Annotated in this window: 23 protein-coding genes; 15 read left to right on the plus strand and 8 right to left on the minus strand. The window is 37.2% G+C overall.

From position 1 onward, the window contains the following. The first annotated feature begins 353 nt into the window (after positions 1-353). Together GXP67_RS01130 and GXP67_RS01135 are read left to right on the plus strand one after the other, a co-directional pair. The gene (locus GXP67_RS01130) at positions 354-794 is read left to right on the plus strand and encodes a LexA family protein (RefSeq protein ID WP_162441463.1); all 441 of its coding nucleotides are present in this window, start codon (positions 354-356) and stop codon (positions 792-794) included. A gap of 4 nt (positions 795-798) precedes the next feature. Beyond that, positions 799-2,073: a Y-family DNA polymerase gene (locus GXP67_RS01135; RefSeq protein WP_162441464.1), complete on the plus strand. Its 1,275-nt coding sequence runs from the start codon at positions 799-801 to the stop codon at positions 2,071-2,073. A gap of 63 nt (positions 2,074-2,136) precedes the next feature. Here GXP67_RS01135 and GXP67_RS01140 read toward each other — a convergent pair whose 3' ends face one another. Then, positions 2,137-3,114 (minus strand): relaxase/mobilization nuclease domain-containing protein, encoded by a 978-nt coding sequence (locus tag GXP67_RS01140; protein WP_162441465.1) that lies wholly within the window; start codon positions 3,112-3,114, stop codon positions 2,137-2,139. Then, positions 3,111-3,656 carry a hypothetical protein gene (locus tag GXP67_RS01145; protein WP_162441466.1) on the minus strand — a complete coding sequence of 182 codons (546 nt, stop codon included), beginning with the start codon at positions 3,654-3,656 and terminating at the stop codon, positions 3,111-3,113. The genes GXP67_RS01140 and GXP67_RS01145 overlap by 4 nt, the downstream gene beginning before the upstream one ends. A 357-nt stretch (positions 3,657-4,013) precedes the next feature. Between GXP67_RS01145 and GXP67_RS01150 the strand changes: the two genes are divergently transcribed. From GXP67_RS01150 to GXP67_RS01160, 3 genes are all read left to right on the plus strand, one after another. Further along, entirely contained in the window at positions 4,014-4,394 is a 381-nt protein-coding gene (locus GXP67_RS01150) for a hypothetical protein (RefSeq protein ID WP_162441467.1), read from the plus strand. Positions 4,395-4,528: 134 nt separating this feature from the next. Further along, entirely contained in the window at positions 4,529-5,206 is a 678-nt protein-coding gene (locus GXP67_RS01155; RefSeq protein WP_162441468.1) for a P-loop NTPase family protein, read from the plus strand. 1 nt (position 5,207) lies between these two features. Next, the gene (locus GXP67_RS01160) at positions 5,208-5,783 is read left to right on the plus strand and encodes a hypothetical protein (RefSeq protein ID WP_162441469.1); all 576 of its coding nucleotides are present in this window, start codon (positions 5,208-5,210) and stop codon (positions 5,781-5,783) included. A gap of 67 nt (positions 5,784-5,850) precedes the next feature. Here GXP67_RS01160 and GXP67_RS01165 read toward each other — a convergent pair whose 3' ends face one another. From GXP67_RS01165 to GXP67_RS01175, 3 genes are all read right to left on the minus strand, one after another. Next, positions 5,851-6,207, minus strand: coding sequence for a hypothetical protein (locus GXP67_RS01165; protein WP_162441470.1), 357 nt, complete (start codon positions 6,205-6,207; stop codon positions 5,851-5,853). A 476-nt stretch (positions 6,208-6,683) separates the two neighbouring features. Further along, positions 6,684-7,328, minus strand: coding sequence for a hypothetical protein (locus GXP67_RS01170; RefSeq protein ID WP_162441471.1), 645 nt, complete (start codon positions 7,326-7,328; stop codon positions 6,684-6,686). 534 nt (positions 7,329-7,862) lie between these two features. Then, a complete protein-coding gene (locus GXP67_RS01175; protein WP_162441472.1) occupies positions 7,863-8,963 on the minus strand; it encodes a HigA family addiction module antitoxin in 1,101 nt (366 codons plus the stop codon). 536 nt (positions 8,964-9,499) lie between these two features. Between GXP67_RS01175 and GXP67_RS36855 the strand changes: the two genes are divergently transcribed. Genes GXP67_RS36855 through GXP67_RS38150 form a run of 3 tightly spaced genes read left to right on the plus strand, consistent with a single transcriptional unit; the run spans position 9,500 to position 11,999 of the window. Continuing rightward, positions 9,500-10,270, plus strand: a complete 771-nt coding sequence (locus tag GXP67_RS36855) for a multiubiquitin domain-containing protein (RefSeq protein WP_197901623.1) — start codon at positions 9,500-9,502, stop codon at positions 10,268-10,270. A 2-nt stretch (positions 10,271-10,272) separates the two neighbouring features. After that, on the plus strand, positions 10,273-11,646 hold the full coding sequence (locus GXP67_RS01190; RefSeq protein WP_197901624.1) for a HesA/MoeB/ThiF family protein: 1,374 nt from the start codon (positions 10,273-10,275) through the stop codon (positions 11,644-11,646). 44 nt (positions 11,647-11,690) lie between these two features. Continuing rightward, positions 11,691-11,999, plus strand: coding sequence for a ubiquitination-like system serine protease family protein (locus tag GXP67_RS38150; protein WP_394351957.1), 309 nt, complete (start codon positions 11,691-11,693; stop codon positions 11,997-11,999). Between the two features lie 128 nt (positions 12,000-12,127). Here the strand turns inward: GXP67_RS38150 and GXP67_RS01195 are convergent, their stop codons facing one another. The 3 genes from GXP67_RS01195 to GXP67_RS01205 form a co-directional block, all read right to left on the minus strand. After that, entirely contained in the window at positions 12,128-14,344 is a 2,217-nt protein-coding gene (locus GXP67_RS01195) for an ATP-binding protein (RefSeq protein ID WP_162441473.1), read from the minus strand. A 15-nt stretch (positions 14,345-14,359) separates the two neighbouring features. Beyond that, positions 14,360-14,935 (minus strand): GNAT family N-acetyltransferase, encoded by a 576-nt coding sequence (locus GXP67_RS01200; RefSeq protein ID WP_162441474.1) that lies wholly within the window; start codon positions 14,933-14,935, stop codon positions 14,360-14,362. 114 nt (positions 14,936-15,049) lie between these two features. After that, positions 15,050-15,370, minus strand: coding sequence for a hypothetical protein (locus GXP67_RS01205; RefSeq protein WP_162441475.1), 321 nt, complete (start codon positions 15,368-15,370; stop codon positions 15,050-15,052). 267 nt (positions 15,371-15,637) lie between these two features. On the opposite strand from GXP67_RS01205, the gene GXP67_RS01210 reads away from it, so the two are divergent. From GXP67_RS01210 to GXP67_RS01240, 7 genes are all read left to right on the plus strand, one after another. Continuing rightward, on the plus strand, positions 15,638-16,186 hold the full coding sequence (locus tag GXP67_RS01210) for a hypothetical protein (protein WP_162441476.1): 549 nt from the start codon (positions 15,638-15,640) through the stop codon (positions 16,184-16,186). Positions 16,187-16,231: 45 nt separating this feature from the next. After that, positions 16,232-16,546 (plus strand): DUF4134 family protein, encoded by a 315-nt coding sequence (locus tag GXP67_RS01215; RefSeq protein ID WP_162441477.1) that lies wholly within the window; start codon positions 16,232-16,234, stop codon positions 16,544-16,546. A gap of 170 nt (positions 16,547-16,716) precedes the next feature. After that, on the plus strand, positions 16,717-17,091 hold the full coding sequence (locus tag GXP67_RS01220) for a DUF4134 family protein (protein ID WP_162441478.1): 375 nt from the start codon (positions 16,717-16,719) through the stop codon (positions 17,089-17,091). Next, on the plus strand, positions 17,091-17,570 hold the full coding sequence (locus tag GXP67_RS01225; protein ID WP_162441479.1) for a hypothetical protein: 480 nt from the start codon (positions 17,091-17,093) through the stop codon (positions 17,568-17,570). Before GXP67_RS01220 ends, GXP67_RS01225 begins: the two co-directional genes overlap by 1 nt. 7 nt (positions 17,571-17,577) lie before the next feature. Further along, positions 17,578-17,778: a hypothetical protein gene (locus GXP67_RS01230; protein ID WP_162441480.1), complete on the plus strand. Its 201-nt coding sequence runs from the start codon at positions 17,578-17,580 to the stop codon at positions 17,776-17,778. A 19-nt stretch (positions 17,779-17,797) separates the two neighbouring features. Then, positions 17,798-18,115 carry a DUF4133 domain-containing protein gene (locus GXP67_RS01235; RefSeq protein WP_162441481.1) on the plus strand — a complete coding sequence of 106 codons (318 nt, stop codon included), beginning with the start codon at positions 17,798-17,800 and terminating at the stop codon, positions 18,113-18,115. Then, positions 18,108-20,603 (plus strand): TraG family conjugative transposon ATPase, encoded by a 2,496-nt coding sequence (locus GXP67_RS01240; protein ID WP_162441482.1) that lies wholly within the window; start codon positions 18,108-18,110, stop codon positions 20,601-20,603. Before GXP67_RS01235 ends, GXP67_RS01240 begins: the two co-directional genes overlap by 8 nt. The last annotated feature ends 115 nt before the right edge of the window (positions 20,604-20,718 follow it).

Below are 20,718 nucleotides of genomic sequence, written 5' to 3' on the forward strand. Positions count from 1 at the left end.
TTTATCAGTATTTTAGAAGTGATTGCGTATTTTGGCACAGCATATGCCTTTTCTTTCCCTTTGATTGTATATTTCGAGAGGAGAATAATTTATTATCTATCCTATTGGTATGACAAAGGATGTACATATTAAATCATCATTTGAGAAGGTCATATCATCCGTAATAGGATATTATTATATTTTGGTGACTGTATAATTACTCCTGAGGAAGGAATAATCTGATTAGAATATTCAATACATATCAATTAAAAATTTTGTAGTATACAAAAAAAGTTGTAGCCTCTACTTGACAAACTGCGTATAAATTTCATCATTTGTTAAACAATTGGCAATTAAACCGAAAATGATGTAGTATGCAGCCTTTTACCCTCTATTATCCTATAAAGTATTCGAAGGTGAAGCCCCTTCCCTTGTTCTCGTGTAAAGTATCAGCCGGATTCCCTAGCCCAGCAAATGACTATGAACAAAATCCGTTGAACCTGCATGAGTATGTGGTAGACAATGAAGCCACCACCTATTTTGTCAAAGCCGAAGGGGATTCGATGACCGGTGCGGGTATTTTTGACGGAACCATGCTTGTAGTGGATAAATCGCTGGAAGCCATAGATGGCGATATTGTGGTAGCATTTGTTAATGGTGAGTGTTTTGTAAAACGGCTGCGCTATGAGAAAGGCAAAGCTTTTTTATGCCCTGAAAACAAAGGTTATCCAACATATGAAATAAAAGATGGGGTAAATTTCCAGGTCTTTGGTGTAGTCATTGCTTGGTGTCATAAGTCCAAACGCAACAGATAAAGCTATGTTCTCTTTGGTCGACTGCAACAATTTTTATGTCAGCTGTCAACGGGTGTTTAACCCTGCTTTGGAAGGAAAACCTGTCGTGGTTTTGTCCAATAATGACGGCTCTATAATAGCGCGTTCTAATGAAGTAAAGGGATTTATTCAAATGGGTCAGCCTTATTTTCAGGCAAAGAAAATGATTGATGAACATAAAGTGAGAGTATTTTCATCTAATTATGAACTGTATGGGAATATGTCTGGCAGAGTGATGAATGTACTTTCAGGACTGGCACCAGAGACAGAAGTATATAGCATTGACGAATGTTTTTTAAACTTTCCGGGTTGGCAACCAGACGAATTACTAAACCATGCACACCTGATCCGGGACCGGGTAAAAAAGTGGACAGGTATTCCGGTTTCCATTGGCCTGGCTCCTACCAAGACACTGGCTAAAGCCGCCAATAAAGTGGCAAAAAAAGCCGAGGGAATCTACTTGATCAGAAATAGCAAAGACATCGACAGCTTATTAGAGAATTTGCCGGTAGATGATTTGTGGGGTATTGGAAGGCAGTACAATAAGTTGCTAAAGGCAAATAATATTGGGACTGCTCTGCAATTTAAGAACCTGCCAGATGGATGGATACAGAAGCACATGACCATTATGGGTTTGCGTTTAGCCTATGAACTCAGAGGTATATCCTGCCTGCCTCTAGAAAAGGTGCAAGGAACCAAGAAAGCCATTTGTACCTCCCGGTCTTTTGGCCAGTATGTATCTGCTTATACAGAGATGGAAGAAGTGGCAGCTAATTTTGCTTTCAAATGCTGTGAGAAGCTACGCAAAGAAGGAACTGCAGCAAGCGTGGTAACGGTATTTATACATACCAACTCATTTAATACTACCCTTCCGCAATACTCCAACAGCCGCACCTTACGCTTACCAGTAGCCAGTGATAGTACTCCAGAAATCATCCACTATGTGCTCAAAGCTTTAAAAGCTATTTACAGACCCGGGTATGCTTATAAAAAAGCAGGGGTGATTGTCACAGGTATTGTACCCAGTAATGCGGTGCAGCAAGATTTATTTGATCAGGTGGACCGGGCAAAACAATTGCAGTTAATGAAAACGATAGATGAGGTAAATAAGAAAACAGGAACAGGAAAAGGTATATTTAATTCACCAGTGAAATTTGCTGTACAAACCCATGCCACAAAACAAGTAAATTGGCCTATGCAACGAAAATACCTTTCACCTTGCTATACAACCAGGTGGGATCAGGTACTGAAGGCAAGTTAGTGCCATAGAAATGAGACTATAACTCAAATGGTTTTTACGCTATTTTAATACCAAAGAGAAATTTTAATTTATTCGTCTCTTCACTTTTCTATTTTTCACTGATCGCAAAGACTCATTTATTTTCGCTAAATCTTTTCTGGTTTCAGTAGCATTATTGTGCTCAGAAATCATTTTTGAAACAGGCAGGCTTTCCTTTTGAGAAGGGAATTTACTCTTTATAACCGTGTTTAGATTTTTGCTACCTGATTGATCGCTGATGGCAATTTGCTTACTGTTTGGTGCTTGGAGTACTAAACTTTTTCCTAAGCGACTTTCGATCTGACTGCGGCTATAGTGACGACTCAAAGCTGAGCCTTTGAATGTAACACCGCTATTGCGGTCAGTAAAGCTGATTCCTCTGCCTAAATACATAATAACATCTTGCTTTTTCAAAGCTATACTTAGTTCGCTCAATGTCTGGCAAGTGGGCAGGTGTTTATCTATCAGCTTTCTTAATTTGTCTGCCTGAACACTGCTGCTTTGAGCATAGGATTTTTGTTTGCTCTTTGTGACTTGCAGCCCATACTTATTTTCCATCTCTCTGCAAAAAAGCTGTATCCGCTCATAGTTTTTCCTGTCGGTAGCTGTATTCTGCCCATTCGCATTGATGCGATTGGCAATAATGTGAAAATGTTCATGCGGTTTGTCACGGTGTCGGAATACCAGATACTGGTTATGTTCAAAGCCAAATTCTCTGGCAAAATCACAGGCGATTTTCACCATTGTCTCATTACTCACATTTTCGCCTGGTGGAAAGTTAAAGGTTTGATGCCAGATAAACTTTTCAGTTTTTGTATTCAATTGGGCTACTTGATGATACTGTGCTGCAAGATATTGAAGATGCAAATGTGTATTTGGCAGCTTAGTAATGAACACCTCGTTACTATAAAGCAATTCTCCACGTACGGCTTTTTCTCCATTTCCGTCTGTAGCCTTTTTATCATAATAACAGTAGCTGATTGCTCCGACAGCACCAGCACCCATGGATAACTTACCGATCATGCGAGCGTCAGGTATTGATAGTGTAGCAAAAGGAGTTGTTTTATCTTACCCAAAAGCTCATTTAATTGCCTCAAATGTTGTGCAGGCATTTTGTTACTCTCTCTAAACTCATCTCTCATTTGCTCAATCTGAAGTAATACTTGTTGTAACTCTTGGAGCCCGTCTGTTTTTTCTAAGCTGAGGAATACACTCCGCTCCAGCCGTTCAATAGCCTGCCTTAAGGAACGATGGCTTCCTATAAGTAAGTCTTTTTCAACCGAAGAAAAATCTTTGTCCCTATGTACAAGCAGCTGGATCAATCCTGATTTTTTCTTGAAGTCTGTTAGCAGTTCCATGAGCTGGGGAGGGGCAATACGGGCTTTAGGAATACGTAAGCCTTGATCAAACAATCCATACCGGAACAAGTCTGCCGGGCTTTTGCCAGTTTTTTCCTGCATCTGCCGGAGTTTTTTGTCTTCCGCTTCCGATAAAAAGATGGTGTATTTACTACTGCGTACTTGTGAAACTTTCTTGGGAGGTCGGCCACCTTTTGGTTTAGCCATTGGTTTTGTTTCAAGTTGATCCTCTGCTTTCATAAGTTGCCGATTAATTTGAAATTACTTTCCACGATTATGAGTCTTAGCGAATAGAACCCGCATACTTGCGGTAAATTGCCTGCCGTTAAACGTTTTGCTGATAGCAAAACATAGCTTGCTTCTCCAACTCAAACCTGACATTCTCTTTTATAGGTTACTTAGCGTAAGTAATTGTGCTTGCTTTATGCTGCTATATATCCGAAGAGCCAACTTTTCATTAGCTTTTCAGAATCCTTTTACTATGCTTTCATTTTTTGGGTTAATTAGCTGCATTTGTCATTTTCTTTTCACTATTTTGTCATAATCTTTTCATTAAAACCTGCTATGAGTATTGTAACTAAAGAGGATATTATTCATGCGTTTCAGACCAATCAGCGAAAACGTAATTTGTTGCTATATACCTATTACAAAGACACTTACTTTTCTCAAGGCTTTACAGCTAAATTTATAGCTGCTAAACTTTCTCAGGAATTAGGGTTGTCAATTTCTGAGAATATGATATTCCTGATTATCCACCGGATTGCAAAAAAGGATAAACTATCACTACCAACACAAGCAACATCTTCTTCTATCACACCTTCTTATCTTCAACAACAGGGAAAAGAAGAATCCACAGCCGGACATCCATCAGAAGAGTTTCAATTCAAGAATGCCGATGAGTATCCAAAAAGCAATCCATTTGCACAAGTACTGAGAGATATATAGGCTATTCCCCTTCTCTCCTATTCAGCATACCTTTACTAACTTCATTTTTAATTTTTAAAATTATTTCTTTTTAAAGTAGTCGAATTTAAACTACTTTTACCAAAGTTACTAGTCATAGTATTAATTTATCTTTTATGAAAAAACTTATCTTTATTACCCAATCAAAAGGTGGTGCCGGAAAATCAATCCTTTCCTTTCTCTTAGCGGAGAAATACAAGGAAGCTATCATTTTAGATATGGATGATGCTACCAAAACTACTTCCTTGCAGCTTGCCTACCGTAAGCCATTGCAGATTACTTTTCTTGATTCCAATAATGTAATTGACCGGGGCTTATTCAACGCCTTCCTAGAGCAGATTAGTGAAGCAAAAGCAGAACTGATCATCTGTGACTTGGGAGCCTCTATCTCAGAACAACTACCATTTTATCTTTCAGATGTACATGAATTTTTACCCCATGTTTTAGAAGAATTAGGTATTGAACTCCAGTTATATAGCATAGTAGGAGGTGCTAATATATTTACTCAGACTATGACTTATCTGGATATTCTTGTAAAATCAGCTAATGGGAAGTTTCAACTAAAAGTACTGAAAAATGAATTCTATGATTTCACTAGTGATCAGAACCAAACTTTAGAAAAATATGGGATCAAACACAATCTGGAGGTAATCCCTTTTAACATCAGTAAAGACAAAAACGAAAGTACACAGAACCGTATAAGAGAAGTTTTAAAATCCGGTGAAGGGATAGCCAATGCCAGTATATTCTCCAGAATGTACTTCCAGAATGCTATCAAAAATTTAGCCCTTTAACATGAACGCTGAAAAAAGTATATTGTCTGAACAAGATAAAAGGGAATTCTGTGCCCTGATGCTTGGGCAGTACGGTTTGCAAATTGATACAAATAATGAATTATTGCCTGTTTTCTATCTAGCTTATAAGTCTGCACGGATCGGTGAAGAAATGAGCCTGAAATCCAGAGAAAACCTGCAACAGATCATGGCTGATTTCGAAAAGAATACCGCATCAAAAATCAGTAAACTGAAAATGCAGCAGTATCATTTCAGCAATCCTAAAGTTGCCTTCTGGTTTGCTTTTGGCAAATATGGCTTGATAGTAATCACGCTATGTTCCTTACTGTTTTCTGGCTGGCTTTATACTCGTATGGCAGAGAAAAAAGAAAAAGACATAGAACAAATTTATTTTTTGCTTGAAAAATCCCCTATCCAGGAGAAAAAATTAAATGACACGATTACTACCAGGATGATTACCTTATTTCCGGCAAAAGATTTAGAAAGTGCAGTAGCCGGTAAAAATTACATATATGTGCAAAGCTGTAACTGTATCGAAATACCTCTTCTGTATCAAAAAACAAATGGTTTGAAATAATAGGACCAAATACCCAGATCATTCCCTATAGGAAGTATGCATGATTCATTTTCATGTTTTAAAATTTTCAGGCACTGTTTCTCTTCATAGCTGCCTCACATTCTTCTTCCAGCATACATATTCCTTCAACTACACATAAGGTAACAGTTGAAAAGGAAGCATGATGTCTGCCGATATCTACCATCAATGATTGGATTGTTTTCCCATGTATATCATAGCAGGTAATTAACATTTCTTTTTCTTGCTTGCAGAAACACCACCGCAGATAAGGTTGTTGCATATATTCTAGCGTCTGATATAGGTCGATCATCTCAAATACCCATATATTGGTTTTGACTTGTTTCAGGGGTTTACACTTTTCTGATAAAGGCAGTGGGTTATACTCTTTTTTAAAATATACTTCGGGAATGTATTTAGATTTCATAGCGGTAGCTGATAGTAAATAATCTTCTGTAACAATTCTTACTTTTTAAGTAGTAATTATTTCCTAAACTATAGTATTATATACCAACCTTAAATACTCCTTACAGAGTATATCAATAAGCAAAAATGACTATTTTAATAAACTCATTCTTATTCAGTTTGCAAAGCAAGATTAATTTATTCATAATTGTTTGACTCTATACTATTTTGAAAAATTAGGAAGTATACTCCAATCAGAGTATTTATCTACTCTTTTATGACTAACTTCTATAAAGAATAAGAATGATATAGTGAAAACTGATCAATGGGAAGATAAAACCAGTTGTTCTTATATCTAAACATTTTTTAGTTGCATTAGTGGACAAGAGAGGAATAGTTGAATGGGAATAAAGCATCAATACTGCTGTTGTCGTGGCTCCGTACATCACTTCCGTCCTAAGCAGTTCAGTGATTGGAATTGGCGTTATTTATTTTCAATTATCTATGAAAAAAATTAGTATCTAAGTCGTTATCTTCAACATGCTTCTGAAAGTCCTTCTTATTAAAAAAATCAATTACTTCAGCACCACTCAACGATCCTTTATCGATTAGTAGTTGAGACAGTTCTTGATGGATTTTTTGTACAATAGTATATTCCTGAAAAAGTTGAATCAAGTCCATGATTTTAAACTTGTAATAATTGTAATCGCTTGTATCGAATACTTGAGAGAGCATTGATAGATATTTATTAACTAATTCGAAATCCCCACTACAACCTGTTATATCTAGTATGTCTTTAAAATGTTTTGCCTGTGTAATTTCATAATTAATCATATCCCTTTGTAGGATAATTTCAATATTCTGACCAATAAGACCTGCTAAAGCAATTGAGGAAACTTCGTTAGCTCTCTGGAGTGTGAATTCTGTTTCTACATTAAATTTTGGCGAAATGTGTAAGGCACCCTGCATGCTTTTATCTGGGAGTCCTTTTGGGTCGATTGTAATTCTGTTTACGGTCCAATATTTTTTAAACAAAAACCAAACAATTCCATGAGCAGCTTCATGTTGCGCCATTTTAAATTTGGTAGATCTTTTTTTTCCAAGGTTTAGCAAGATTGATTTTATTTTTTTGAATAGTTCCATTTTCGCTTTTTCAATGTATCAATAATTCTTTACTATAGGTTAACAGTTAATGGTTTGCCAGAAGGCAGTCGAAGATAATGTTGGCAACTTGTTTTATTAGACGCTTACGGCAGGACTAGAACTACAGCATTGGGACTGATTAATTATTCCAACTAGCCATGCAGTATGGGTTTTAGATGTATGCCTCAATAATTCCTTGAAATACCTATTGTTTCATTTATGCCTCTTTTACTAATTAGCCTGAGAGAAAGGAGACTCTCAACAATAGCTTTTGCCCTGGCACAGGCTAGATTAGCAAAAAAAAATGTGAAAAATATAGCCTAAAGTGGACAAGTGGGGAAAAGTTGAACCGGTTAAAAATGGAAGCTATCTAATAACTTTTATATGAATGGGGCATGGTTACAGCATATTGCCTACACAGAGCTTTCAAGTAGGTTTAGGCTTTCATATTTGGACTTATCTATTTCCCTGAGTGATTTATACCACTTTGTTGTCGTGTATAAAGATTTTATACTATTTTTACTTTTCAGGCTTTTAATAAATAGCATATTCTATGGTAGTCGAAGCCTTATAAGAAACTAAATATTCATTACAAAGTCTTCCTCTTATGATTGCAGCTGGTACTCCTATCTCTTGTGCAAATCTGTTAATTGAAACATCATCAAAGTGATAAGAATCTTTGATTTTTTGCCATTTATCCTCTGGTATCAAATTCTTCTGAGCGTATTCATTGGCTTGAGCCTCCTCCAACCCTGTTTGAGCTTGTTTGTTTTCTAGATTATCAATAAAGGGTTCTACGTTTTTCTTATTCTTAATATGTAAATAAATATGCCCAAGTTCATGAAACAGAGTAAAAGCAAAATTATCTATTCGCTTATATCTTCCAGTTAACGCAATTACCGGATTCTTGCCATTGTGGAATGCCATTCCATCTACAGGTACTTTTTCAGGCTTACCTTTATAAATAAAAATAATTCCAAAATCAGCTAGCTGTTTTCTGGTTTTTTCAACCACATGTGTACCCATCAAAATTTTTTTTAACTTTAAAATCAGCTCATTCTGATTTTCTAAAGTAAAATCGCGAACCTGTTCTTTTTCAGATAAATATTCAATGTACTTAATCCAGGAAGTTAGATTTATTGGATCAGTAACAAAAAATTCTGATTTTCTGAAGCGAGAATAGTTTCCTGCTTCAATGACTTTGGGGATATCTTCAATCTGATTGACTTTAAAGATTTCTTTGATTTTTTGTTCATCTTTCTCCCGTAGATCTATTAACACCTGTTCTTCTTTGAAATAAGAAAAAGCAATCCATTGCTTTATTTGTTTCTTCCAACGAATTAGATCAGCCTTTTCCAGGTTGGTTTTTTTTACTAAAGCTACCTCTAAATCATACTTAGCTTGTAGATTGGTCCAAAAAACAGCGGGAATACCTAAAGCAGCATCCAATATAATAGCTAAATCCGCACTTATGCTACGTTTACCTTTGATAATTTCATTCAGCTGGCTATAGGCCATCAAAAGCTCTTCTGCAAATTCTGATTGTTTTATCCCTCTTTCTTTTAATTCTTGAGCAAGAATTTCACCTGGATGAATCAGACGATTCTCTGTGATTTGATCACGTTTTATGGGCATATAAGCGCGTTGAATTGATCTTAGAATTTTATTCACAATTTTAATGAATCTGCTATTCATACCCAAGTGTATGCATAGAGTAACTTTAGGCAAACAACAACTTCCAGCAATCTGTATTTATTTTAGTAAATTATAATAATAAATCTTACATTCTTAAATAAAATTTTAAAAATTTTATTCCTAACAAAGTACAAGCCTGTCTCAAAATGCTCTAATAAGAGTAAATACCTACATTTCACAAATTTCTGTTTTAGAGTCAAATATAAAAATTCACAAATAATGTGAATTTTTATATTTGACTCTTTGTGAATATTTTTATTACATTTAGCTGATATTCATCTTCTATAATATCGGGTTACGCATGCTTATTCTATTGTATTTATGTAAAAAAGGAGGAGCATATGTAATCCATTTTCAAAACTGCCCATCTAGCCTAGGGCTTGGTAAGCAAAACATAGCCATACATTCAAGTGAGTGATATATCCACACTCTAATCTGGATACAAAAAAAAATATAATATTTAAATAACTCCAGTCATGGAAATCAAAAATAATAATCATGAAAAGCAATCATCGGGAGTGGTGAAAGAGCTTATTGATATTGAAGAATATGCTGAAAAAGGTAAGAATCCTCCAAAAGGACAACGTTATCAGATCAGGGTGAATCACACTAAATATACTGTAGATGTTGAGCTAATTACTGGCCGTGAAATTTTAGAATTAGCTGGCAAGGTCCCTGCAGAAGGGTTTTACTTATACTTAGTAACAAAGGGTAACCGTAGATTAATCAATTTAAATGAACAAGTAGATTTAACTTCTCCTGGCATAGAACGTTTTGTAAGCAAGCCAAAAGAAGCAACTGAAGGAAGTGTGCCGGTAGAGATTCTACCGGCTTCTTCAGTAATCAAAGCTCGTCGTCAACACATAATGCCTGAAGAAGATGAAGATTTCTTAAATAAATCAGGGCTTTCCTGGGAAACAATCTTAGAAGGCTCACAAAAGTGGTTGTTAGTATATAATTATCCTCTTCCTGTAGGGTATAATATAGATAAGGCTGATTTTGCTTTGCGTATAGATGCCTGCTATCCTTCTACTCAAATTGATATGATTTATTTCTCTCCACACCTGTCACGGAGAGATGGCAAAATAATTAATAATCTTACTACTCTACCCATTGATGCAAAGACCTGGCAGCAATGGTCACGCCATAGAACTAGTGAGAATCCTTGGGAACCGGGTGTAGATAATGTATCAACACACATCGAATTAATGCTTTACTGTTTAAAACAAGAATTTAATAAAAGGTAGCTATGCAATATCATTTAAAGATTTCAGGGAAGATGCATACAGATTTGAAGAGGCATCTATTCCCCGGTGATGGGCGGGAAGCCATTGCCTTAGCTCTATGTGGTAGGCATAAAAACGACAAAAATGATTATTTTTTAGTGCATGATATATGCTTTATTCCCCATGAGCAATGTAGTATTCGTGAGTCCTACCGTGTTACTTGGCCCACTGAAGCATTGGAGCCATTGATAGATAATGCCATTAAAAATGGCTTTGCTATTTTAAAAATTCATAGTCATCCAACAGGGTATAATTCATTTTCAGATACTGATGATGCTTCTGATAAGGCTGTTTTTGAATATATTCATGCATGTATAAATAATGATCTACCACAAGTCAGTGCTGTAATGCTTCCTGACGGAAAAATATTTGCTCGTGCCATTACATCTACTTTAGAGTTTATTCCTGTACAAATGGTTTCTGTTGCTGGCGATAATCTTCATTTCTGGTTCCATGAGCGGTTGACTTCTAACGATGAGATGACTAAACGTATAAGGCAAGCTTTCGGTGAGGGTACAGTTGATTTACTGAAAAATTTAAAGATAGCCATAGTAGGTTGTTCAGGTACTGGTAGTCCTACTATTGAGGCATTAATAAGAAATGGAGTAGGCAAAGTAGTTTTAGTAGATCCAGACAAGGTAGAAAAGAAAAACTTGAATAGAATACTGAATACTACCTTATCTGATGCTATAGAAGGGAGATTAAAAGTAGAAGTATTAAAAGAAGCTATCGAACAGATAGGTTTCAATACAGAAGTTATAGTGTATCCTGTCAACTTATTTGATAGCAAAGAAGCAATACGGGAGATTGCCAGTTGTGATATAATTTTTGGATGTACAGATTCTATCGACAGTAGGCATTTGCTAAATCATATTTCTACCTTTTATCTTATTCCCTATTTCGACATGGGGGTAAAATTACTTTCAGATGGGCAAGGAGGTATTGACCAAATTACTGGTGCTGTACATTACATTCAACCGGGTGGCTCATCTTTATTAAGTAGAGGCGTATATACCTTAGAAAAACTTAGAGCTGCAAATTTAATTCGTACAGATCCTGCTGAATACGCCAGACAGAGAAAGTTTGGATATATAGTAGACATAGAGGTAGAAAGTCCAGCTGTAATTTCAATAAATATGCATGTGTCTAGTATAGCTGTAAACGATTTTCTTGCCAGGATCCATCCATACCGATTTATGAATAATAGCAAGTGTGCATGTACACTGATGGATTTTTCTGACTGGAATATGCAAACTTTGGAAGACGGTGAGCCAGACAAATACCTGAAAAAATATGTAGGCAGAGGCTATATGCCTAGATTATTGAATCTGCTTTAAATTATCATTTAATGAAAAAGTTATTAAGGTTATGCTGTCAATTCATGGACTGGCTCTTCCAAAGGCCAGTCCATTACCGGGCTGTGGTAATTGATGAAGAGCCTGAAAAAGTAAAAGCAAGTTTTATATACCTTATAGGTAATCACAATAATTTTTGGTTAGCCTCTCTTCAATGCCCTTGTGGATGTCAAGAAACAATACATTTAAACTTATTACCAGGAGATAGTTCACAATGGAAACTCAAGCGACATTTTAATGGAGACGTTACTTTATTTCCTTCTATATGGAAATCTAAAGGTTGCAAAAGTCATTTTTTTATTAGAAAGTGTAAAATAGTATGGGTAAAACCATAACTTTTTACATTGATTTATGGTATTTATTTTACCTTAACTGTAGCTGTCTCTAATAAATGGCTTCAGAAATACGCATTCCTGACTGAGACCCAACCCTCATGTTTGAGTTTTTACCACACAATGTGAGATTAATTTTCCAGTTTTTTTCTTAATGCCAATTTGTTCTGAACTTCCACTTTCTTGAATATATTCTGAGCATGTGTCTTTACAGTATACTCAGAGATGAATAACTCCTCTCCTATTTTCTTATACGTGATGCCTTCAATCAGTCTCCTGGTAATTTCAGTTTCCTGAGAGGTAAGATTATATAATTTGCAGTTATACTCAAATTTGATTTTTTTCTGCTCCACCTCATCTGTAATTATTTCTTCTTGCCCATCTGACATGATTTTTACAGAATGAGAAGCAAGCTGATTAAGTAAAGCTTTCCGCTGCCTGCTATGGCTAGCAAGCACAGACTCCACCTTGTACTGTAATTCAGTCATAGAGAAAGGCTTTTGAATAACATCCAGCGCACCCATATTTAGGCCTGCTAATTTGTCTTTTTGGGTAGATTTAGCTGTTATAAACAAAAAGGGAATATGATGATACCGCTCAGTGTCAGAAATAATTTTAGCTAGCTTAAGGCCATCCATTTGGTCCATCATGATATCAGAAATAATCAGTTGCGGAACCGGCATTTCTTTTAACTTACGTAAGGCCTCGGTTCCATTACGGGAAGCATACACATTGTATTTTTTACTCAGTTTTTTTAGTAGATAGCTAAGCAATTCAAGATTATCCTCCACTACAAGTATCGTATATTTTGTATCGATAAATACAGGCTCCTCTACCTGATAATTCTCAAAGCTATAGCTTGGCCGGTCATCTACCTGAAATTCAATCTCCAGTTCTTTATCAGTGCCTATATGCTTCTCAAGGGTTATAATTATTTCTGTACCTATCTCTTTTTCCGGATTACTATGGATAATAATATGCCCGTGTAAGCTGTCTACAATACTTTTTACAATAGAAAGACCAAGCCCCATACCTTGAAAATTACTTTTCTCATTATTAATCTGATAATAGGGTTCAAAGAGTTTGTGATGAAGCTCTGGAGTAATCCCTATGCCCTTATCTTTTATTGAAAAATGAATTTCATCAGCATGCGCCTGGAGTTTCACTTCTATACTCCCTTCTTCCGGAGAAAACTTAATGGCATTCTCAATTAAATTATTAATAATGCGGTCAAGCGATTGGGGATGGGCTTTGATTAACAAATCAGGCTCAATAGATTCAGTCAGTCTAATTTTCTTTTTGCTGCAATACACCTTAAATAGAACCAGATTGTCGGCAAGGATGCGGCTGAAATTGGATACATAGCGGTGGCTGTATACATCTAAACCTTTGTTAAACCGCTCCAGATCAAAGAAATTAACAATGTCGTTACTGAGTTTGTCGATATTACTTTTTACTACTTTCAATTCATCAGCCAGATCTTCCGGATCATCCAGATTAGAAATATATTCATCAAAATAGTTTTTTATCAGCGTCAGAGGGGTTTTGGTCTCATGTGCCAGGTTTACAAAAAAGTTTGTCTTTTGTTCATTACTCAGTTCTAATTGCCTGGTTCTTTCCTTCACCTTTTCGGTCAGGTTATCATTCAACTCCTGAAGCTTGTTGTATTCATACCGTTGCTGATGTACCGTTTTCCTGACAAATAAAACAGTCATTACAAAAAAGCCTGTATTGGAACACAGATACTCATAGGCCTGGCTGGCCTGAAAATAAGTGACAATTGGTACGCCAAACCAGGAAGAATAAGCGATGTAAAGCCCTACCATTTCCATCACATCACTATTCCCTTTATTTTCTTTATATTTTCTGACAACTGATTTTGTGATGGAATAGAAAAGAATCAGAGAATAAACGATAGGTATAGACATGCCTACTTTTGCTGCATACACTAGGTCATCTGTTTTGTAATACAAGTATACGAACAGGATATAAGGAAACAACAGATAAATACACCAGCCATAGTAGGTGTGAAACCTGAGGTCTTTTAACTCAAAACCTTTATAAAAATAGTAGGGAAAGTAAGCGGCCATCAGAAATCCGGTACTATACGAAAAGCAATTCTGCAACTGTACCGGTATATCAATATTTTGATCAGGCAACAGCCCTCCCACTACGTTATAAATAATGAGCAGGAACAATAAGATCAGATATCTTAACCTGCTTTTATCTGTAGGTCTGGAAATAAAAAAGATTAACTGGTAGAAAAACATTACTATCTCCAAGGCAGAAAACACAAACGTAATCACGTGCATTTCCGTACCCGGTATACGCATTTCAAGCAAACCCATAAGAATAAATTGAGATTAGGAGGTTGTTCTCATACAATACAGTGTATGACCAAAATTGAGTTGATTATAGACTTCGAAACCCCTTTTTAGGTAAAAGGGAACATTATCCGGCATGGAAGTTTCTAAATACAGAGGTCGCTTCTTTTGCTTGCTTTCCGCAATAATTTCGTTTAATAAAGACTTTCCAATACCCTTTCCCTGGTGTGCAGGATCTACACCCAGAAACCATAAATAGAAAACTGGCTGCTCTTTGGGATATCCGCTGTGTATTTTCGATTCTCTGCTTAATACACGTTTTACCCGGTCTAAACCTATTACCTTTATGGCTAGCTGGGCATCTAGTGCTATCGTTTTTAGGGTTGTTTTTTTACTTTCAGGCAATAAAGTGAGTGCGCAGGCTATTTTGTCATTGGAAAGGTAGATCGTTCCAAACAGGTAGCATACATCGAAGGAGTACTCCATTAATTTCTTTATCCGCTCCTTCCGTTTCTCATCCTGCTTTACTGTGTAGTTGACACTATTATTAGTATCAAATGCTTTAGAAAGAATTTCTACAACAAGTGGCTTGTCATTACTGGTTGCTTTGATCATTAGGCTGGTTTTATTTTTATAAACAAACGAGCGCAAATATTATATTATTTCAAGTTTATATGCATTACTTTTTGATTATTTTTTCATAAAAATATTATAAACTATTCATTTAAACTATGTATTTACCTGCTGTTCAGGTAAATCAGCATCTTCCACTTTTTCAATAATATACACATCTTCTTCCTTTTTATCAGGCATAAATCTTCTGGTAATAGAAGCCCTATAACCTAGTGCACTTAGGATTTTAAGCAGAAACTGAGGTACATAATAGCTCATGCTGCCATTCTTGATCTTTACTACGCCTTTATAGTTCAAATTATGATCCGTACACCATTTTTTTAATGCACCATGTTTTAGGCTCATTTCTTTTAAGTGCTGCTGAATCAATTCTACGCACTGACTATAACTGCGTGTATGCGGTACATTTTTTTCCATTCTTTTAAAATTGCCTATAGCAATAGAGTAAAGCTTCCAGTTTATACAATAAAAAAGCTGTCAGACAGGCATTTAACCTACCTAATTAGTGTTAAATCAAATAATTCGATTTAATTTTTTGTAAATAAAAGATTGTAATTTCAATTCACTAGCAAAAAAATAATATTTTTTTCTTGCAAAAGTAGTCGCAATTAAACTACATTTGATAAAGTAGTCGTAAAACAGCTATTAAACTAAGTATTAATCATTCCCTTAGTTATGCATTGTATGCTTCTTTCTATCCAACTTATACCCCATTACCTTATCCTGACGGCAATTGTAATTGTTGTACACTGGATCTGGATATTTGGCATCAAAAAAGGTAGGCACCAAAGTAGAATTTCTACTAAAGGGTATCAAACAGGCGGTAGTAATTCCAATGCGTCTTCTCAGTATAATGCCGATCAAGAGGCTTTGATTATTTCAAAACCCTCCTTACAAGAACAATTTCTTGTAAATAAATTTTCAGGTTCTACCCACGAAACTTTTAATGCTACAATATTAGAGCAACCAGAAGCCAACCAGACACCTGCAGAAGAACAGGAAGACAATCACTCCTTAGGCGAGCTAACCCAAGAGCAGGCTGATTTGGATATTGTATCTGCCATACAAGCATTAGCAGCAGGGAAATTAGAGGCTGATGATTTGAAAACACTTCAGGAGATAGCCGCTATTACTGTAGCTACAGACAAACAGTATCCCAATGTAGCGGAGGAGAGCAAAGATATACTTACCTCTCCTGCCGGTGAATCCAAGAACATACCATTTATCATATAATCATTAATTCACAATCAATATTTTATCACTCAAATCCTTCAATCCATGAAAAAGCGTTTTCTTTTAGTCACAGCCATGTTTATTCTATGTGTAGTAACCCTGCAGGCACAAGATGAAATTGAAGTGCTGAAAAATCAGATTGCCTCCACTAACACCAGTATGCGAAGCACTTATATCATGATCCGGAATCTGATCTATGTGATATGCGGCATCATCGGTTTATCTATTCTACCAGGAAAGTACCAGAAAATGCAATCCGGTGATCCGGATGCAGGAAAATCTATGCTGAACTGGGGTGGTGCACTGGTATTTGTTGCGGTAGGTGCATACGTTCTTCAACTCATATTTTTTGCCGGATAATGAGGCGGAGAGGTTGGTTGGCATTAGGATGTATCCTGTTGTATATACCTACACAGGCGGAGAGCCTTTCAGGATATTATCTCCGATTCCTGCGCAATGAAAGCATTTTTCACGCACTAGTAAGTTTGGTGTATGTGTTTTGTGGGATCTTGAGTTTCTACAACCTTGCTTTGGCTTTTCAGAAATTTGCAGACGGAGATTCGCATGCTGGAGCCAATGCCAGGAACTGGTGCCTTTCCCTGCTATTAATTGCTGCATTTACTTTCTTTTTGAGCACTTTGATGGCTGACTCCGGCTCAATTGCACAAATCAATCTCGGAGATGCCCTTCGGCAGGTAACCGGAAGTATGAATAGCACCTTTGATGTGATTAGCCGATTGGTGTATGTCACCTGTGGTATTATAGGCTTGATGGTGCTTCCTGGTAAATTCCGGGCACTGCAGGAAGGACATCGGCATGCCGGCCGTTCCATAACCAGCTGGGGTCTGGGACTTGTATCCATGGTTTCTCTTGTATTTATCATTCACCAAATCTTTTTCCAGTAATGCTATTACAAACTGTTATTAGTGAGTTTAGCTCCCGATTTGTGCAAACAGAGCGGGCCAACATGGTGCAGTTAGTTACATTACTATCTTATATCACTGCATTGGTAATGGCTATTCGTATGGTAAGGATGCTGCAGCGGGGAGATCAAGGGTTTAATGCATCACTTTGGAGATGGTGTATGGGAATTCTGTTTACTATTCTTTTCCCAAACTTTCTCAGCACTGTACTCTTACGGCAGCAAGTAAGTGAGGTAATTATGGATGTACCTGTTGCACCCGTTAAAGGTAAAAATTCCGGTTACCTGGACGATGCAGAGATACAGCAGTGGGTAAGCAATACCGAGACAGAAAGACAAAATCAGCCCTTTCCATCACCTAATAACAGCAATCATACAGAATCAGAATTAGGCGGCACAATTATTAATCCGAATGCAAAGCCTGAAAATTTTGGAGAAGATCTGCAAATCTCTAATCAATAAGTTGTCTATGGGAGAGCTGTTTAAAATTCAAAACGATCTATTATTTACCTGTAAACTCATCACGTTTATCGCCTTGATGATCGCAGGGCTAACTATTGCCATCAAACTGTATCAGGGACAGGAAGTGGATGAACGCCTGTTTAACTGGTTTAAAGGAATAGCTCTTGTGCTTGGTTTCTCTTATATGTTAGGAGCTTTTATCAATTAATGTTTATTCAATAATAGTTATGCCACAATACGAGGTCATCCGGGGTGCAGATAATGAAATCGAGTTTCAAGGACTTAAAGGTAAGTATGTGTATTACCTGTTTGGAGGCCTTGCTGGAGTAGTACTAATGGGATTATTATTCTTTCTGCTACTCCCCTCTTCTACACTTGCCGGTCTGTTAACACTAAGCGGAGCAGCAGGGGTCTTTTACTTGTCATTTCAATGGAATAAAAAGTACGGCCGTTGGGGAATGGAGAAGCAAAAAATTCAAAAACAATTACCAGGTTATGTAGTAATGAGACATCCCTACACCCTTATAAAAAGAAAAAATGCCTAAACTTAAACGCAAAATTGACGAAGTATTTCCTATTCTATCCATTGAAGAAGAACTGATTGTGGGCAAAAATGGGGATCTTACTGTTGGCTTTGAACTCTCGATGCCGGAAATATTCACTACCTCTACAGCTGATTATGACCGCATGCATAGTGTATTTTCCCGTGCCCTTGGAGCAATAGAAACCAATATTATTGTGCACAAGCAGGATTGGTACCTGGTAGAAAAATATGAAGCGCAATATGAGCGGTACCCAGACAGTGTGGCCATCTTAGGCCGAAGTGATGAACGTAGTTTTGCGGAGCGAGATTACCTTTGCCACCGCTGCTTGCTATTTATCACCCGCCCCATGGACGTTGTGCTGAAAAAGAAGAGCAGTCACTCTTCCCTCCTGTCTCCTCGGCTGGTTCCCAGAGAAGTAACTGATTCTGCCTACAAACAACAGTTACTGGAAATTGCCGAACAGTTTGTCCGCACATTAGAAGAATCTAAGCTTTTTAAGGTAAGGCGACTGCAGGAAGGAGAACTGGACTATCAGCTGACAAAAGAGAGTATTTATCAAAACTATTTCTCCTTATCATCACATGATTTATCTCTCACAGATATTGAGATGGATGGGGATTTCAGGGTAAACGGGCAGTTCTGTGGTATCACAGCGATAGGAGAACTGGATGAGTTTCCGGTTCAATTAAGGAATAGCTCTCCGATTGAGAAGTACCAGGTAGGCAAGCATAATTTACCTGGAAGCATGGGCTACCGGGTGGGTTTAAGTCTCCCTTTTAACCATATCTATAACCAGATTTTCTATATTGATAACAGCCCGAAACTGTTAAAACAACTGGAAGGCGAAGCTCGCCGCATGACTAGCTTCTCTCTGCAAAGCCGGCAGAATATAGTGAACCTGGAACTGAAAGAGCAGTTCATACAAAAAGCTTTAGAGACTGGTGAGAAAGTCATTAGGGTCCATGCGAATGTACTCACCTGGCATGCTGACCGTGAAAAGATGCTAACTCAACGATCCATGGTAAATGCCGGATTTTCACGGATGGGATTCACTCCCAGGCAAGCTGTAAGTGATGCTCCGGTGTTGTACTGGTCTTGTATTCCAGGGAATAGCGCAGAAATTGGCAAAGACAATTTGGCCATGTGTTTTGCTCCGGAAGGTACTTGTCTGCTGGCACTAGAAAATAACTATCAGGATAAATTATACAATAACCTGGGTGTAAAGCTTAATGATCGTTCCGGCAGGCCAGTATGTGTAGATATTTTTATTGAACCCCGTAACAAGGGAATTATTGATAACCGGAATGCTTTACTCGTAGGCCCCTCCGGCTCCGGTAAATCTTTCCTGACTAATTTGATGCTGTATCATCTGCTGGAGCAAAAGACAGATGTAATTATGGTGGATACTGGCCATTCCTATAAAAGGCTTTGTGCATTAATGGGCGGCGTGTATGTGAGCTTCGATAAAGATAGACCACTGGAATTTAATCCTTTCTATTTCGACACAAAAAAGCTCTCTGCAGAGGAAGTAGATGAAAGCAAACAAAATGTAGTAGCGCTGCTTTTATCTCTCTGGAAGTCAGAAGCGGAAGCTATTTCTAAATCAGAAGAGGTAGGTATTGAAAATCTGGTGAATGCATACTATGCGTATTTAGCCGGCTGTGAAACCTACACCTATCCTTGTTTCAACAGTTTTTTTGAATTCTTTATAGAACAGTACCTTCCAAAAATGGAGCAGCTCAGCATTCGTGAGAAGGATATTGACCTGCATAATTTCAGGTTTGTGATGGCAAGATTTTATAAAGATGCTTACCTGGGTTATCTGCTCAATGCAGGTCCCGATAACCAGATCAACCGCTTACTGGACGAGCGTTTTGTGGTGTTCGAAATGGACAACATCAAAGATAACCCTACCCTGCACACGGTTACTACCATTGCAATTATGACGCTGTATGTTCGCAAATTAATGCGGAAGAATTCTGTTTTTAACATGCTTGTGATAGAAGAAGCCTGGCGACTCGTAGGTGATCCCCGGTTTGCTAAGTTCCTCAAATGGGTAGCCAAAACGGCCCGTAAACACTTTGGTAGCCTGGTGAGTGTCACCCAGGAACCAACCGATCTGATGTCTCCCTTGGTACAGGATGCCATTATCAAGAACAGTGCAATTAAAATTTTACTGGATTTTTCTTCCTATAAAAACCAGTCACATATGGTGCAGGAAATCCTGGGCTTATCGGATGAAGAGACAGCACTATTGATGTCTGTAAACCAGGGAAAAGATCCGGAACGCAAATACAAAGAAGTGTTTATCTCCTGGAATGGCTATGCCAAAGTATTTGGGGTAGAGGTAGGCAAAGAATCGTATGCAGCCTATACAACAGAAAAATCAGAAGTGAGAGCCATTGAAGATTTGCAGAAGAAATATGGCAGTATTGAAAGAGCTATTGTTAGTTTTGCCAGAGGAGAACATTTGTCCTCCTACACATAAATTAACTAATGGTTTTACTTAATATTTAAATGCATGAGAGTTATTTGTTTTTACTTACTGATGTTGACACTATTTGCTTGCGAAAGTAACAATCAGTCTTCTACCCAAGGGAAAG

The organism is Rhodocytophaga rosea, from assembly GCF_010119975.1.
Classification (GTDB): Bacteria; Bacteroidota; Bacteroidia; order Cytophagales; family 172606-1; genus Rhodocytophaga; species Rhodocytophaga rosea.